This window comes from Sphingobium sp. YBL2, from assembly GCF_000943805.1.
Classification (GTDB): domain Bacteria; phylum Pseudomonadota; class Alphaproteobacteria; order Sphingomonadales; family Sphingomonadaceae; genus Sphingobium; species Sphingobium fuliginis.
In genome coordinates, this window is record NZ_CP010954.1 from 4,112,283 (window position 1) to 4,128,271 (window position 15,989).

Annotated in this window: 13 protein-coding genes and 1 tRNA gene; 5 read left to right on the forward strand and 9 right to left on the reverse strand. The window is 63.5% G+C overall.

Annotated elements, in window-relative coordinates:
- Positions 1–210: 210 nt before the first annotated feature.
- Both TZ53_RS18935 and TZ53_RS18940 read right to left on the reverse strand, forming a co-directional pair.
- The gene (locus TZ53_RS18935; protein ID WP_044662344.1) at positions 211–2,430 is read right to left on the reverse strand and encodes a S9 family peptidase; all 2,220 of its coding nucleotides are present in this window, start codon (positions 2,428–2,430) and stop codon (positions 211–213) included.
- A 118-nt stretch (positions 2,431–2,548) separates the two neighbouring features.
- Positions 2,549–2,623 (reverse strand) — tRNA-Val (locus TZ53_RS18940).
- A 134-nt stretch (positions 2,624–2,757) separates the two neighbouring features.
- Here TZ53_RS18940 and TZ53_RS18945 point away from each other — a divergent pair.
- Positions 2,758–2,886 carry an entericidin A/B family lipoprotein gene (locus tag TZ53_RS18945; protein ID WP_007685859.1) on the forward strand — a complete coding sequence of 43 codons (129 nt, stop codon included), beginning with the start codon at positions 2,758–2,760 and terminating at the stop codon, positions 2,884–2,886.
- Between the two features lie 17 nt (positions 2,887–2,903).
- Here TZ53_RS18945 and TZ53_RS18950 read toward each other — a convergent pair whose 3' ends face one another.
- A complete protein-coding gene (locus TZ53_RS18950; protein ID WP_025550870.1) occupies positions 2,904–3,092 on the reverse strand; it encodes a hypothetical protein in 189 nt (62 codons plus the stop codon).
- A 171-nt stretch (positions 3,093–3,263) separates the two neighbouring features.
- Between TZ53_RS18950 and hslV the strand changes: the two genes are divergently transcribed.
- Entirely contained in the window at positions 3,264–3,830 is a 567-nt protein-coding gene (gene hslV / locus TZ53_RS18955) for an ATP-dependent protease subunit HslV (protein WP_025550868.1), read from the forward strand.
- 117 nt (positions 3,831–3,947) lie between these two features.
- The gene (gene hslU, locus TZ53_RS18960; RefSeq protein WP_044662345.1) at positions 3,948–5,249 is read left to right on the forward strand and encodes an ATP-dependent protease ATPase subunit HslU; all 1,302 of its coding nucleotides are present in this window, start codon (positions 3,948–3,950) and stop codon (positions 5,247–5,249) included.
- A 337-nt stretch (positions 5,250–5,586) separates the two neighbouring features.
- On the opposite strand, the gene TZ53_RS18965 is transcribed toward hslU, so the two are convergent.
- Together TZ53_RS18965 and phaR are read right to left on the reverse strand one after the other, a co-directional pair.
- Positions 5,587–7,113, reverse strand: a complete 1,527-nt coding sequence (locus TZ53_RS18965; protein ID WP_044663155.1) for an aminoacyl--tRNA ligase-related protein — start codon at positions 7,111–7,113, stop codon at positions 5,587–5,589.
- Positions 7,114–7,322: 209 nt separating this feature from the next.
- On the reverse strand, positions 7,323–7,910 hold the full coding sequence (phaR, locus tag TZ53_RS18970) for a polyhydroxyalkanoate synthesis repressor PhaR (RefSeq protein ID WP_044662346.1): 588 nt from the start codon (positions 7,908–7,910) through the stop codon (positions 7,323–7,325).
- Between phaR and TZ53_RS18975 the strand changes: the two genes are divergently transcribed.
- Entirely contained in the window at positions 7,909–8,997 is a 1,089-nt protein-coding gene (locus TZ53_RS18975) for an alpha/beta hydrolase (RefSeq protein ID WP_083198869.1), read from the forward strand. The two genes, phaR and TZ53_RS18975, sit on opposite strands and share 2 nt — an antisense overlap.
- 50 nt (positions 8,998–9,047) lie before the next feature.
- Entirely contained in the window at positions 9,048–10,220 is a 1,173-nt protein-coding gene (locus TZ53_RS18980; RefSeq protein WP_044663157.1) for an acetyl-CoA C-acetyltransferase, read from the forward strand.
- Positions 10,221–10,279: 59 nt separating this feature from the next.
- On the opposite strand, the gene alr is transcribed toward TZ53_RS18980, so the two are convergent.
- The 4 genes from alr to TZ53_RS19000 form a co-directional block, all read right to left on the reverse strand.
- On the reverse strand, positions 10,280–11,326 hold the full coding sequence (gene alr / locus TZ53_RS18985) for an alanine racemase (protein WP_044662347.1): 1,047 nt from the start codon (positions 11,324–11,326) through the stop codon (positions 10,280–10,282).
- 40 nt (positions 11,327–11,366) lie between these two features.
- Complete coding sequence (locus TZ53_RS18990) at positions 11,367–12,959, reverse strand: MFS transporter (RefSeq protein ID WP_044662348.1); 1,593 nt, start codon at positions 12,957–12,959, stop codon at positions 11,367–11,369.
- A gap of 249 nt (positions 12,960–13,208) precedes the next feature.
- On the reverse strand, positions 13,209–13,580 hold the full coding sequence (locus TZ53_RS18995) for a tRNA-binding protein (RefSeq protein ID WP_044662349.1): 372 nt from the start codon (positions 13,578–13,580) through the stop codon (positions 13,209–13,211).
- Between the two features lie 221 nt (positions 13,581–13,801).
- Positions 13,802–15,802 (reverse strand): acetyl-CoA carboxylase biotin carboxylase subunit, encoded by a 2,001-nt coding sequence (locus TZ53_RS19000; protein ID WP_044662350.1) that lies wholly within the window; start codon positions 15,800–15,802, stop codon positions 13,802–13,804.
- Positions 15,803–15,989 lie beyond the last annotated feature (187 nt).

Here is a 15,989-nt window from a genome sequence, read left to right on the forward strand (position 1 = left end):
ATTGCGGAGTGGGCGCCATAGCGGCATTGCGCCGTTTGTCCAGTGACAAGCCGTTTATTGCGTCAAAGCTTGGCTTGCATGGCGGACCTTGCCCTGCCCCCTTCCCTTACGCCCTCCCTCCGTTCGGGCTGAGCCTGTCGAAGCCCTTCACTTTCTTCTCAGAGAAAGCCCTTCGACAGGCTTGGAGCGAACGAAGGACAGGGTTCAGAATTATCGAGATTGAGGCCCCGTCCCATGCCGCGCCAGGAAATCCTCGATGGTCCGCCACAGATGCACGCTGATCCCCGGCCCGCCGACGCGATGGGTCTGTCCCGGATAGACCATCATCTCGAACGGCACGGCGGCGCCCTGCATCTTCGCCACCAGCGCCGTCGAATTGTCGAACACCACATTGTCGTCCGACATGCCGTGGATCAGTAGCAGCGGGTCCCTGATCTTCACCGCCTCATCCACCGCGCCGGAACCGGGATAGGCGCTGGGCTTCTCCTGCGGCTGGCCCAGATAGCGCTCGGTATAATGGGTGTCGTATAGTTCCCATTTCGTGACCGGCGCGCCCGCCACCGCCGCAGAGAACACCCCCGGCGCCTTCTCCAGCAGCTTGAGCGACATATAGCCGCCATAGGACCAACCATAGGTCGCGATCCGCTTGGGATCGACATAGGGCTGGGTCTTGAGCCAGTTCACGCCCGCAAGCTGATCCTCCACCTCGACCGTACCCATGGCGTGGTAGATCTGGTCCTCGAACGCCTTGCCGCGATCGGGCGTGCCCCGATTGTCGACGGCAAAGACGATCCAGCCCCTGTCCACCAGATATTGGTAGATGGGCGATCCCCATGAATTGGTGACCTGCCGTCCGGCGCCGGGCCCGCCATAATGGAGCATGAAGACCGGATAGCGCTTCCCTGCCTCCAGCGGCGGCGTCATGATCCGGGTGTAGAGCGTCGAGCCGTCCGCCGCCTTGATCGTGCCGAACCGGGTCTTCACATGGCTGGCCCAATAGGGCGCATAGGGGTGGCTGCCCCGAACCGCATTCTCCGACAGCCAGTTCAACTGCTTGCCCCCGCTATCGGCCAGATAGACCTGCCTGGGCTGGTCGCTATTGCTGCGCGCGACCACGATGCGGCTCGCCGCGCCGTCCATCACGGCGTCGTTCCACCAGCCCGCCGAGGTCAGCTGCCGCAGCGGCCCCGCCTTGGCGATCGGCGCGGCATAAAGCTGCTGCTCCAGCGGCGTTTCCCTGTTGCCGGTGAAATAGACAAGGCCCTTGCCCTCATCCACGCTCACCACATCGCGCACTTCCCATTCACCGCTGGTGAGCGGCGTCCGCCGGCCGCCCCGCACATGGTAGAGATGTCCATGGCCGGTCTTTTCCGACCACCAGAGGAAGCTGCCATCCTTGAGCGGCGTGAAATTGTTGCTGAGGTTGATCCAGCTCTTCGCCCTTTCGGTCAGGATCACCCGCGCCTTGCCGGTCGCCGGATCGACGGCCAGCAGGTCGAGCGTCTTCTGGTCCCGGCTCTCGCGCTGGACGTAAAGTGTTCTGCCATCCTTGGACCAGTCGACGCGGGCGAGATAAACATCCTTCTCCGTGCCGAGATCGACCTTGACGGGCTCCCCGCCCTCCGGCTTCATCACATACAGCTCGATCAGCGCATTGGGCGTTCCGGCCGCCGGATAGCGCTGCTCATAGACCTTGGTGCCCTCGCCCCCGATGGCCGTGCGCGTGACGATGCCGACCGGGCTTTCGTCCACGCGCGCAACCGCGATCAGCCTGTCGTCGGGCGACCACCAATAGCCGGTGCGCCGGTCCATTTCCTCCTGCGCGACGAACTCCGCCACGCCCCAGCTCACCGTGTCGCTGGCGCCCTGGGTCAACTGCTTCTCCGCGCCGCCCATCGGCTGAACGAAGAAATTGCCGCCGCGCACGAAGGACACATAGCCGCCCCTGGGGCTGACCACGCCGTTCAACTCGCCATCGGGCGTGTCGGTGAGACGCGTGACCTTCCCGTCCAGCGCGGCCAGATAAAGATCGCCGTCGACCGGCACGAGGATGGACTTGCCGTCCGGCGCCCAGTCATAGCTGACGATGCCGGTGCTGCCCGCGACGGAACGATCCCGCTCCCGCTGCATCTTCTCCGCCTCGGAAAGCGCCGCGCCGCTGCCTGTCTTCTTCGAATCGACCAGCATCCGCTCCGCGCCCGTGGACGTATCCACCGCCCAAAGGTCGAGCCGTTCCTTCTCGTCCGTCCGTGGCTTCAGCAGCGTCACCAGCTTGCCGTCGGGCGACAGCTTCAATGCCCTTGGTTGCGGGCCGGAGAGGTCCGGACTGGCGAACACCCGCTCCAGGGTCAGCTTTTCCTGCGCCTGGGCGGACATCACGGAAAGCAACAGCGCGCCGACAGCCGCGCCGCTTTTCAGATATGGCGACATTTTCATCCCTTGCCTCGCGGCGAAACCTCCGCATCACATGGCGCAGAGAATTAGCGCCAAGCAGATGAAAAGATCAATGTTGGGAAATAATATTTCTCCGCCATGATCGCCCGGATCATGGTGGGCGCGACAGGGATTGAACCTGTGACCCCACCCGTGTGAAGGGTGTGCTCTACCGCTGAGCTACGCGCCCCCTGTAAGGAGGAGGCGGCCATTGGCATCCACCGCGCCGCCTGTCAAGCATATCGAACAAGCTATTTTCCGAAAATGGACTTATCCGCTTCATCCGCGTTATAGTCGATACGCTTTCAGAAGGAGTGCATATTCATGCGTCAAACCGTCGCCCTGGTCATTGCTGGGCTGCTTCTCACCTCTTTGGCCGCCTGCAACACCGTGAAGGGTGCGGGCCGGGACATCGAATCCGTCGGCCGCGCCGGGGAAAAAGCCATCAACTGATCCGGCGGGATCGCCGGTTACTGGAGGATGCGGCCCGCAACGGCCGCATCCTTCTCCAGGCGGACGCCGTCGCATTCCGGCTCGCCACAATCGCAGGCGGCGATCGTATAGCGCACGCCGCACATCACCAGTACGTCCTGATCGAAGGAATAGTTCGATATTCCCGCACGTTCGACCTTTTCCTGCGCTCTGGCCTTGAGGGTCATGATCCTGCCTCTCTGCAACATGCCCGAATGATTGTTGCTGCGTTGCACAATGTCAATTGCGCCAGATTGGTTCCTGAACGAATTGAAATAAATCTGTCCAGAAAATGACACGATCCGGCGCTTATGCAGCGGATGCTTGCGCGCCGTCACCATCGCTCCCATATGCCGGCCATGAACGACCAACGCTCCCATTCCATGCCGGTCTGGCATGGCACGACCATCATGTCGGTACGCAAGAACGGGAAGGTGATCGTGGCCGGCGACGGCCAGGTCTCCATGGGCCAGACGGTGATGAAGCCCAACGCCCGCAAGGTCCGCCGTCTCCACGACGGATCGGTCATCGGCGGCTTCGCCGGCGCCACGGCGGACGCCTTCACCCTGTTCGAACGGCTGGAGGCCAAGCTGGAGCGCCATAACGGCCAGTTGATGCGCGCCGCCGTGGAACTCGCCAAGGACTGGCGGACCGACAAATATCTTCGCAACCTGGAAGCGATGATGATCGTCGCGGACAGGGAAGTGACGCTGATCCTGACCGGCAATGGCGACGTGCTGGAACCGGTTGGCGGCGTCGCGGCCATCGGTTCGGGCGGCAATTTCGCCCTCGCCGCGGCGCGGGCGCTGGTGGAATATGAGGAAGATGCCGAAACCCTGGCCCGCAAGGCGATGAAGGTGGCGGCGGACATCTGCGTCTACACCAACGACCAGCTCGTGGTCGAAGAGCTGGAATCTGTAGCTTGAACCCCGTTCGGGCTGAGCCTGTCGAAGCCCCCTCCTTTCTTCAGAAGCAACGCCCTTTGACATTTGAATGGGCCAGGCGGCTCATGAAAACAGGGCGAACGGATTTTTAGAGATCCCATGAACGACAATCTGACACCCAAAGCCATCGTCTCCGCCCTCGACGCCCACATCATCGGCCAGGCCGACGCCAAGCGCGCCGTAGCCGTCGCCCTGCGCAACCGCTGGCGCCGTCAACGCCTCTCCGCCGACCTGCGCGACGAGGTGACGCCGAAGAACATCCTGATGATCGGCCCCACCGGCTGCGGCAAGACGGAGATCAGCCGCCGTCTCGCCAAGCTGGCCGACGCGCCCTTCGTCAAGGTGGAAGCGACCAAATTCACCGAAGTCGGCTATGTCGGCCGCGACGTGGAGCAGATCGTCCGCGATCTGGTCGAGGAAGCCGTCCGCCTGGAACGCGACCGCCGCCGCGAAGCCGTGCGCGAAGCCGCATCCGAAGCCGCCATGGCCCGCCTGCTCGACGCCCTCACCGGCAAGGAAGCGAGCGAGGCGACCCGCCTCTCCTTCCGCCAGCGGATCGAGAACAACCAGATGAACGATGTCGAGGTTGAGGTGGAAGTCACCGACAGCCCCTCCATGCCGATGGAAATCCCCGGCATGGGCGGCCAGATCGGCATGATCAACCTCAGCGACATGATGTCCAAGGCCTTCGGTCAACAGCAGAAGAAGCGCCGCAAGCTGCGCGTCGCGGAAGCCTGGGACAAGCTGGTCGAGGAGGAGCAGGACAAGAGGCTGGACCAGGACGACGTCGCCCGCGTCGCCATCTCCAGCGCGGAGCAGAACGGCATCGTCTTCCTCGACGAGATCGACAAGATCGCGGTGAGCGACGTGCGCGGCGGCTCCGTCAGCCGCGAAGGCGTGCAGCGCGACCTGCTGCCGCTGATCGAGGGCACGACGGTCTCGACCAAATATGGCCCGCTCAAGACGGACCATATATTGTTCATCGCATCGGGCGCTTTTCATGTGGCGAAGCCCAGCGACCTGCTGCCGGAATTGCAGGGCCGCCTGCCGATCCGCGTCGAACTGAAGGCGCTGACCGAGGATGATTTCGTGTCGATCCTCTCCGACACCAAGGCGAGCCTTGTTGCGCAATATCGCGCGCTGCTGGCGACCGAGGGCGTGACCATCGACCTGACGCCCGACGGCATCCGCGCCGTCGCGAAGATCGCGGCGGAGGTGAACAGCGAGGTCGAGAATATCGGCGCCCGCCGCCTCCAGACGGTTATGGAAAAGCTGCTGGAGGATGTGAGCTTCGACGCGGAAGACCGCCAGGGCGAAACGCTGGTGGTCGATGCGGCCTATGTGGAGAAGCAGTTGAGCGCAGTGGCGCGCAACACCGACCTCAGCAAATATGTGCTGTAATTGCCCTTATAGCTCCCCTTCCGCTTGCGGGAGGGGTCGGGGAAGAGATTGTGAGGAGAGTGCTGTGACATGCCCTCCCCTGCGCTGTATCGGCATTCAGCTATTTCGAACGATAGGCATTAGCCCTCATTCCAAATCGTCATGCTGAACTTGTTTCAGCATCCATTTCTCCCCACAGGAGAACGGCGCCTGGAGGCACGATGGATGCTGAAACAAGTTCAGCATGACGTCAATTATGTTGGAAACCTCCCATATCGAACTGAATGTCGATACAGCCCAACCCTTCAAACGAGTTACGTGCCTTGTTTGAACGTAAACGGGAGGGAATTTTAGAGGCTCAGTAAGAACGCCCCACCAACACCCGCTCCACCGCCTTCTCGCCGGTGAACACGCACAGCCCATCAGCCGCTTCCGCATCCGTCGGCACATTGCGCAACGTCAGCTTCTCACCCTTCAACCACTCGATCACCTTGTCGAGCGCAGCCCCAGTCGGCTTGGCCCACTGCACCAGCGCCCAGCCCGGCTTCTTGCTAGCCCCGAAATAAGCCTTCAGCCCATCCAGCGACGTCACCGACCTGTCGATATTCCCCAGCAGCCGCGCCTGCGCATCCGCAAACAAAGCCTGCTGAATATCCTCCAGCATCCCCGTAGCCGCGCCAAGGAAGTCCGCCTTCGCCACAATCCGGCTATCGAGCTTCCCGTCCTCACGATAAAGCCGATCACGCCGGATTATGGACACATTGCCCCCGGCCACGTCGCGCCCGCCGACTTCGATCACGACCGGCGCCCCCTTCTTGACCCAGCCCCAGCGCTTGTTCGCCGCCTTGGCCGGCCGCCGGTCCAGCAAGGCGCGCACCGGCTCCCGGAACACATCCTGCCTGTTCAGCTCCGCCACCAGCTCGCCGCAATAATCCAGGATTGCCGCATCCTCATCCGTATCGCGCAGCATCGGCACGACGACCACCTGATAAGGCGCGACCCGCGGCGGCACGCGCAGCCCGTCATCATCGCCATGCACCATGATCAGCCCGCCGATCATCCGCGTCGACACGCCCCAACTGGTCGTCTGCGCCAGTTCCTGCTGCCCCTCGGCATTCTGGAACTTGATATTCTGCGCCTGCGAGAAGGTGGTCCCCAGGAAATGCGACGTGCCTGCCTGCAACGCCTTCCCATCCTGCATCATCGCCTCGATGGAATAGGTCGCGACGGCCCCCGGAAAGCGCTCATTCTCGGGCTTCTCACCCGCGATCACCGGCAGCGCCACGCATTCCTCGGCAAAGCCGCGATAGACTTCCAGCATCTTGAGCGTCTCTTCCATCGCCTCATCGACGCTGGCGTGAGCGGTATGCCCCTCCTGCCAGAGAAATTCCGCCGTGCGCAGGAACATCCGCGTGCGCATTTCCCAACGCACGACATTCGCCCACTGGTTGATCAGCACCGGCAGGTCGCGCCAGCTCTGCACCCAGCGAGAGAAGGCCGCGCCGATCACCGTCTCCGACGTCGGACGAACCACCAACGGCTCCTCCAGCTTCGCTTCGGGATCGGGGATCATCTTCCCGTCCTTCTGGATCAGCCGGTGATGCGTGACGACCGCCATTTCCTTGGCAAAGCCGTCGACATGCTCCGCCTCCTTCTCGAAATAGGAAAGCGGAATGAACAGCGGGAAATAGCAATTCTCATGGCCGGTCGCCTTGATGCGCTCGTCCAGCAATTTCTGCATCCGTTCCCAGATGCCGTAACCCCATGGCCGGATGACCATGCACCCGCGCACACCGCTTTCCTCGGCCATGTCGGCTTCGGAAATGACGGCCTGATACCAGGCGGCGAAATCCTGTTCGCGGGTAACGGAAAGGGCGTGCTTCACGGGATCGACCTTAAAATTCGAGTGGATGGCGCGCCATAGGCCAAGCGCGCCGCCCCTGTCGACCCCAAAGGGCCGTCGCCCCAATGAGCAACCAGCCCAAGTAAAGGGCGAACATCGACAATATCGTCATCCCAGCGAAAGCTGGGATCTCGTAAGGCCAGGCTGTGTCGTACCGCCTGAGATCCCAGCTTACGCTGGGATGACGGAAATCAGGAAAGCTTGTCGATCTTCGCGTTGAGCGCGGCAAGCTGGGCCTTGAGTTCCGCGATCTCATCGTCCTTCGCCTCTTCGGCAGCGGACGGCGTGGGCGAAGATGTCGGCGCCGCCATTCCAGGCATGCCTGGCATCCCCGTGCCAAAGGCGCTCGCCGCCGCCTCGAACATCTGCATGTTGCGCTTGGCGATCTCGGCCAGCGGGCCGCCGCCGAAGGCGCCCTTCATGGCTTCCTGGAACTGCTGCTGGTTCTTGCGAAAGGCGTCCATCGACGCTTCCAGATATTGCGGCACCATGGACTGCATGGAATCGCCGTACATGGCGATCAACTGACGCAGGAAGTTGACGGGCAGCATGTTCTTGCCCCGCTGCTCCTCCTCCATGATGATTTGGGTCAGGACATTATGCGTGATGTCCTCTCCGGTCTTCGCATCGACGACGACGAACTCGCGCCCCTCACGAGTCATCTGCGACAAAAGATCCAGCGTGATGTAGCTCGACGTTTCTGTGTTATAGAGCCGCCTGTTAGCGTACTTCTTGATGACGACCGGTTCGGATTCGTTCGCGGTCTTAGATTTGGCCATGGATACCTCTCCCACACCTGCATTTTCCGCATTAGCACAAGGGAATGCCGCGCCGCAACATGGGCCGCGGCCCCTGCCCCTTTTTCTCAATATTTTATGGCGCGAGACGGAGGATGATCCCGAACTGCGCAAACGGGCGTTCCAGGGTTTGCGGAAATATCAGGAGGCTATTCGCCCCGCCCCGCCCCCCGCCGTTCCCGTCGTGGCTCGCGAAGGCAGCGCCAGGCTGCTTCGATATGGGACGGAAAACGGCCGTCATCCCGTGGTTTTCGTGCCTTCGCTGATCAACCCGCCGCAAGTGCTGGACCTGTCCGGCAGCCGGTCCATGCTGCGCCACATGCGTGCAGCAGGACATGACGCCTATCTGGTCGACTGGGGCACGCCCGCGGCGGACGACGGCGCGCTGGGGCTGGACCGGCATGTGATGGACCGTCTGTTGCCGATGCTGGCCGCCCTTCCCCGGCCACCCATATTGGTGGGATATTGCCTCGGCGGAAATCTGGCCATCGGCGCTGCGGCGCTGCAACCCGCAAGGGCGTTGGCGACGATTGCCGCGCCCTGGAACTTCGACGGGTTCCCTGCGGCAGACCGGGAACAGATCGGCGCGCTCTGGCGCAGTTCCAGGCCCATGTGCCAACGGTTGGACTATGTCCCGATGGAGGTGCTGCAATCGGGCTTCTGGGCGATGGACCCCGCCCGGACGATTCGCAAATATGCGGCCTTTGTCGGCATGGAGCCGGGTTCGGACGAAGAGCATGCCTTTCTGGCGGTGGAGGATTGGGCCAATGGCGGCCCACCGCTCAGCTATGCTGCGGGGCGTGACCTTTTCGAGCAATTCTATGCCGCAAATGCGAGCGGACGGGGGGAATGGCATATCGACGGACGGACGGTCGATCCCCGCCGGCTGACTTGTCCAACGCTTTCAATCCGTTCCGCAACTGACCGCATCGTTCCCGCCGCCGCCGCCCCGGAAATGGGCGAGAACACGACCTTGAGCCTTGGCCATGTCGGCATGATCGTGAGCGGCAACGGACGGGCGATGCTGTGGGAGCCTTTGTCCCAATGGCTTTCCAGTCATGGCGGATGATGATATGTGCGCCTGCGAAAACAATCACCCCGGAACTGAGGATCAAGGCTTTGTCAGACATCGTCATCACCGCTGCCAAGCGTACCGCCGTCGGCAGCTTCATGGGCGCCTTCGGGTCGACCCCCGCGCATGAGCTGGGCCGCACCGCCATCGTCGCCGCTCTCGCCCAGGCCGGCGTCGCGCCGGAGGAAGTGGACGAAGTCATATTGGGTCAGGTCCTGACCGCGGCGCAGGGCCAGAACCCCGCCCGTCAGGCCGCCGTCAACGCCGGCATTCCGGTGGAGCGCACCGCCATCGGCCTCAACCAGCTTTGCGGCTCTGGCCTGCGCGCGGTCGCTCTGGCGGCTCAGGCGATCCGCGCGGGCGACGCCCGCATCATGGTCGCGGGCGGTCAGGAAAGCATGTCGATGGCGCCCCATGCGCAATATCTGCGCGGCGGCGCGAAGATGGGGCCGATTTCCTTCATCGACACGATGACGCATGACGGCCTGACCGACGCCTTCAACAATTATCACATGGGCATCACGGCGGAAAATCTGGCCGAGAAGTACCAGATCAGCCGAGAGGCGCAGGATGAATTCGCCGTCGGCAGCCAGAACAAGGCCGAAGCCGCCCGCGCATCGGGCCGCTTCAAGGATGAGATCGTTCCCGTGACGATCAAGGGCCGCAAGGGCGACACCGTCGTCGACGCCGACGAATATATCCGCGCCGGCGCCACGCTGGAGGCGATGCAGGGCCTGCGTCCGGCCTTCAAGAAGGACGGCACCGTCACCGCCGCCAATGCTAGCGGCATCAACGACGGCGCCGCCGCCCTCGTGCTGATGAGCGCCGATGAGGCCGCCAGGCGCAACGCGACCGTGCTGGCGCGCATCGCCGGCTTCGCCACCTGCGGCGTCGATCCCTCGATCATGGGCATCGGCCCGGCTCCGGCGAGCCGTCAGGCGCTGGCCAAGGCGGGCTGGTCGCTGGCCGATCTGGACCTGATCGAAGCCAATGAAGCCTTCGCCGCGCAGGCGCTGGCGGTCGGTCAGGAACTGGGCTGGGACCCGGAGAAGGTCAATGTGAACGGCGGCGCGATCGCCATCGGCCATCCGATCGGCGCTTCGGGCGCCCGCGTCCTCACCACCCTGCTCTACGAGATGCAGAAGCGCGACGCCAGGAAGGGCCTCGCGACCCTCTGCATCGGCGGCGGCATGGGCGTCGCCATGTGCGTCGAGCGCTAAGCCGGCGGTAAAGCAACGAAAAGGCCGCCGACCCAATCCGGATCGGCGGCCTTCTGCAATCAGCGCCAGATGCGGTCGAAACGCGCGCCCAGCCCTGTCAGCAACTCATATTGCGACAGTCCGGAAACCGCCGCCGCCTCCGCCAGCGCATAGTCGACGCCCAGCCAATCCCCCTCCGCGACCTCGGGCAGACCCGACACGTCGACGGCGGTCAAATCCATTGAGACCCTTCCCACCACCGGCAGATGCCTGTCCCCGACAGTCATGGACCCCCGCCCGGAAAAGCCGCGCAAATAGCCGTCCGCATAGCCCAGATTCACCACGGCGATCTCCATGTCCGCCGCTGCGCGATGGGTCGCATTATAACCGATGGTGTCGCCCGCCCGGACGCGGCGGCGTTGCAGCACCTGCGCCTCCGGAAAGACGACCTGCCCGATCCGCCCCGCCGCTTCCGTGCGCGGCACGCCGCCGTAAAGCGCGATCCCCGGCCGCGTCATGTCGAAGGCATAGGCAGCGCCCAGGCAAATCCCAGCGCTGTTCGACAGGCTGTAACGCGCCGCCCTGACTGCGCCCCGCAGCGCCGAAAACCGTTCCAACTGCACCTGGCTCAGCGGCACATCCTCATCGGCGGAAGCCAGATGGCTGAGCAATGTCGCCACCTCCAGCCCCGCGACCTGCGCCGAAACATCGCCCCGCCAATCCAGCCCCAGGCGGTTCATGCCGGTATCGACCATGACGTCGCAAAGCCCGCCGCCCGCCTCCTTCCAGCGCGCAATCTGCCCTTCCGTGCACAGCACCGGCCTTGCGCGGGAGGCGAGCGCCACCGCCATGTCCTCCTCCCGCACGCCATGCAGCACGGAAAGCGACACGCCCTCGCCGATCAAAGGTTCCAGCGCCATCGCCTCGGCCCAGTTGGACACGAAGAAGTCCCGGCATCCCGCAGCCAGCAAGCGCCGCATCACTTCCCCGCTGCCCAGCCCATAGCCATTGGCCTTGATCGCCGCCCCGCATGCCGCCGCGCCGCCCTGCCGCTTCAACCAGCGCCAGTTGGCGAGCAAAGCGCCTCCATCCAGACGCAGGCGCAAAGGTGCGGAAAAATCAGCCATCGCCTGTCCGATAGCGCTCCGCGACGCAAGCGTCGAGGGATCAGGCATCCATCGCGGCCCCGCGCGTCTCCGGCAGGGCGACCATGCAGGTCAGCAGCGCAACCGCCACCACCGCGATGGTGTACCACAGCCCCGCATAGGGATCGCCCGTCCGCGCCACGATATATTGGCTGACCAGCGGCAGGAATCCGCCGAAATAACCGGTCCCGATATGATAGGGGATCGACAGCGAGCTATAGCGTATCCGCGCCGGAAAATATTCCGACAGCAGCGCCGCAACGGGACCATAGGTCGCCCCCGACAGCGTCCAGAGCAGCAGCAGCGCCATGAACAGCAACAAGGCGCGCGGCCAGTCCGGCGTGACGGGGGCCGATTCATATCCGGCCGCATGCAGCGCCGCATCCAGCCCTTCCGCGCTCAGATCCGCGACCGCCACGGAACCGACGCTGACCGAAGGCGTCGCCGCCTCCCGCTTTTCATAGGCGATGCCGCGCTTGGAAAAATGGTCGAGCAGCTTGCCGCAGACGGTCGGCTGCACCTTGGCGAAGGGATCGAAGCTGCAATCGGGGCCGCTGACGATCACCGGCGCGCGCTCCGCCGCCCGGTAGAGGGCCGGGTTCGCCACGCTCCCCATGAATTGATAGAGCGGCATGAGCAGCAACAACACCAGCGCATAGCCGATGACGATGGGCTTCTTCCGCCCCACCCGGTCGGACAGCCAGCCGAAGAAGATGAAGGCCGCCACGCCCGCAAAGGCGCTGCCGCCTACCAGCAACTGCGCCATGCCCGGCGCGACATGCAGGCCGTTCTGCAGGAAATAGAGCGCCTGGAACATCACCGTATAAGCGATGACGGTGAAGCCCGCCGCGATGCCGATCATCGCCACCAGCATCCGCCGCCTGTTGCCGGGATAGGTGAACGCCTCCTTCAGCGGGTTGCGCGATTGCTCGCCCGCCGCCTTCATCGCCGCGAAGATCGGGCTTTCGCGCAGCATCAGCCGCATCCAGAGCGAAATCGCCAGCAACGCCAGCGAGAAGATGAAGGGCAGGCGCCAGCCCCAATCGTCCCACACCGCCTTGCCGACGACCCATTGCGTGCCGACCACGACGATCAGCGACAGGATGAAGCCGCCGATCACCCCCGCCTGGATGAAGCTGGTGAAGAAACCCCTCCGCCCCGGCGGCGCATGTTCCGCGACATAGATCGCCGCCCCGCCATATTCCCCGCCCAGCGCCAGTCCCTGCGCGATCCGCAGCAGGATCAGGATGACCGGCGCGGCGATGCCGATGCTCGCGGCGGACGGGGTCAGCCCGACGCCCGCCGTCGCCGCTCCCATCAGCACGATGGTCGCCAGAAAGGTATATTTGCGCCCCAGCCTGTCGCCCAGATAGCCGAACAACGCCGCGCCGAGCGGCCTGAACCCGAAACCGATGGCGAAGCCTGCCAGCGAATAGAGGAGTTCCACGGTCGGATTGTCCGTCGGGAAGAATGTACGCCCGATGATCGGGGCGAGGACGCCGTAGATGTAGAAGTCATACCATTCGAACAATGTGCCGAGCGCCGAAGCGGTGATGACCAGCCGGTCACGCTTCGCATCCATCACATAGTCGGTGCCGACCGCACTTCCACCCATTCCGCCCCCGCTTGCCTGACTGATTGTTCGCCTACGTTCTAATGAAGTGCCGAACTCCGGCAAGCGCGACGTGCGAATGGACGCGATATGCGTGGGAAGCGGACACCCGCTTTATCCCTCTCCCTTAAGGGAGAGGGCTGCGCAGACTTGGCAGCTTGCTGCCTTAGTCGTAGCTGGGTGAGGGGGTTGCGATCCACAGGGGATCGCGCGGGCCGCAGGCCCGCTCCTCCTTCATCCAGATCAGCCCCTTCAAAACAGCCGCGCCCCATTCGGCACCGCCCGATCCGGCGCAAACAGCACCACGGCCCCGGCCTCATCGGCAAAGCCAAGCGTCAGCACCTCGGACAGGAACTTCCCGATCTGCCGCGGCGGAAAATTGACGACGGCCGCAACCTGTCGGCCCGGCAGGTCCTCCACCGCATAATGTTCCGTGATCTGCGCGCTCGATCTCTTCTTGCCGATGCCCTGACCGAAATCGATCACCAGCTTATAGGCTGGCTTGCGCGCCTCCGGATATGGCTCCGCCGAAAGGATCGTGCCGACGCGAATGTCGACCTTCAGAAAATCGTCGAAACCGATGATGTCGGCGGCGGCCGAAGCGGAATCATGATACAGATGCATGGCGGCATGCTAGAGAGTTTTCCAAGCAGATGGAATCATCTGCTGAATCGGAAAACGCGAGAGCGATTTCCAGGCGATCGGAACCGACCGCCGGTCAAGAATCACGGAAAAACAAGGAATCTGGAACGGCGATCCGATTCAATTCCAAAGCAGCCCGCTCAAGAACCGGTCCCATGGCAAGGTCGGGAAGGCCGTTCCCCGACCTCGCCCCAGGCAAGCGCTTATTCCAGTTCCAGAATGATCGCGTCGACCGGCAGGCTTTCCCCTTGCGCGGCGGACACGCTCTTCACCACGCCCGCCTTCTGCGCGCGCAGGATATTCTCCATCTTCATCGCCTCGATCACGGCCAGCGGCTGGCCGATCTCGACCTTGTCGCCTTCCTTCACATTCAGCGCCACCAGCAGGCCCGGCATCGGGCAGATCAGGAAGCGCGACAGGTCTGGCGGAATCTTCTCGATCATATGCCTGGCATGCACCGCCGCATGGGCGGGCAGGATGCGCAGCTTGTGGCTGGCGCCATGGGCGGTCAGCACGAAGCCCGAACGCACCGGCGCGATCTTCACCGCCAGTTGCTCCTCACCGAACTCCGCCTCGATCAGCCGGTCGCCGGGCGTATATTCCAGCGCCAGTTCGATGGCTTCGCCATCCACCGTGACGTCATCGCCATTGATCACGACATCATGGACCGCATCGCCGATCTTCACCTGCCAGTCGGTCGGCGGAGCGAGGCGCTTGCCAAGCTGCCCGTCGATGCGGCGCGCCCGGTCCGCCTGCGCCATGGCTGCAAAGGCGCCGATGGCCGACAGACGCTTCAGCAGCGTCTCCGAAGCCGGCGCGCCGGTAAAGCCCTCCGGATATTCCTCCGCGATGAAGCCGGTGGTGATGTTGCCCGAACGGAAGCGCTCATGCTGCATCAGCGCGGAGACGAAATCGATATTATGCCCCGGCCCCTCGATCTCGAACTGGTCGAGCGCCGCGATCTGCTTGTCTATGGCTTCCAGCCGGGTCGGCGCCCAGGTGATCAGCTTGGCGATCATCGGGTCGTAGAACATGCTGACCTCGCCGCCCTCGACCACGCCGTCATCGACACGCACCAGCGCCCCCGTTTCATCAGCGCCGGTTTCGGGCGGATTGTAGCGGATCAGGCGGCCCGTGGAGGGCAGGAAGCCACGATAGGGGTCCTCGGCATAGACGCGGTTCTCGATTGCCCAGCCGTTGATCTTCACATCTTCCTGGGCGAAGCCCAGTTCCTCGCCATTGGCAACGCGGATCATCTGCTCGACCAGATCGAGGCCAGTGATCTCTTCCGTAACCGGATGCTCCACCTGCAAACGGGTGTTCATCTCCAGGAAGTAGAAACCGTCGCCCGTCTTGTCCGCGCCCGACACGATCAACTCGACCGTGCCCGCGCTGAAATAGCCGACCGCCCGCGCCAGGGCGACGCACTGCTCGCCCATCTTCCTGCGCATTTCGGGAGATACGAAGGGCGACGGCGCTTCCTCCACCACCTTCTGGTGGCGGCGCTGGATCGAACATTCGCGCTCATTGAGATAGACGATGTTGCCGTGCTGATCGCCCAATATCTGGATTTCGATATGGCGCGGGCTTTCGATGAACTTCTCGATGAACACGCGGTCATCGCCGAAGCTGTTCAGCCCCTCGCGCTTGGTCGCCTCGAAGCCTTCGCGAACGTCCTGCTCGGAATAGGCAAGGCGCATCCCCTTGCCGCCGCCGCCGGCCGATGCCTTCATCATCACCGGATAGCCGATCTCGTTCGAGATGCGGACGGCATGTTCGGTATCCTCGATCACGCCGACATAGCCGGGGACCACATTGACGCCCGCCGCCTTGGCGAGCTTCTTCGATTCGATCTTGTCGCCCATGGCGGCGATTGCGTTGGCGGGAGGACCGACGAAGACGATGCCCGCTTCGTCCAGCGCCTTGCGGAAGCTCTCCCGCTCGGAGAGAAAGCCGTAGCCGGGGTGAACCGCGTCGGCGCCGGTCGCCCTGCACGCCTCGATGATCTTGTCGGCCAGCAGATAGGACTGGGCGGCAGGCGGCGGGCCCAGATGCACGGCCTCGTCCGCCATCAGCACATGGGGGCTGCGCGCATCCGCGTCGGAATAGACCGCAACGGTCTTGATGCCCATCTTCCGCGCGGTGCGGATGACGCGGCACGCAATTTCGCCACGGTTCGCGATCAGGATCTTGGTGATTGCCATTATCTATCCTTGCCCCAGTCCTTATTCAGTTCCTCTCACCCCGTTCGGGCTGAGCTTGTCGAAGCCCCCTCCTTCCCTTTCGAAGAGAAGTGCAGCCCTTCGACAAGCTCAGGGCGAACGGAGGTGGTGGTTGATGCTAATCGCCGTGCATGAAGGCGCCCGACGAGAACAAACCCCAGAAGATCAC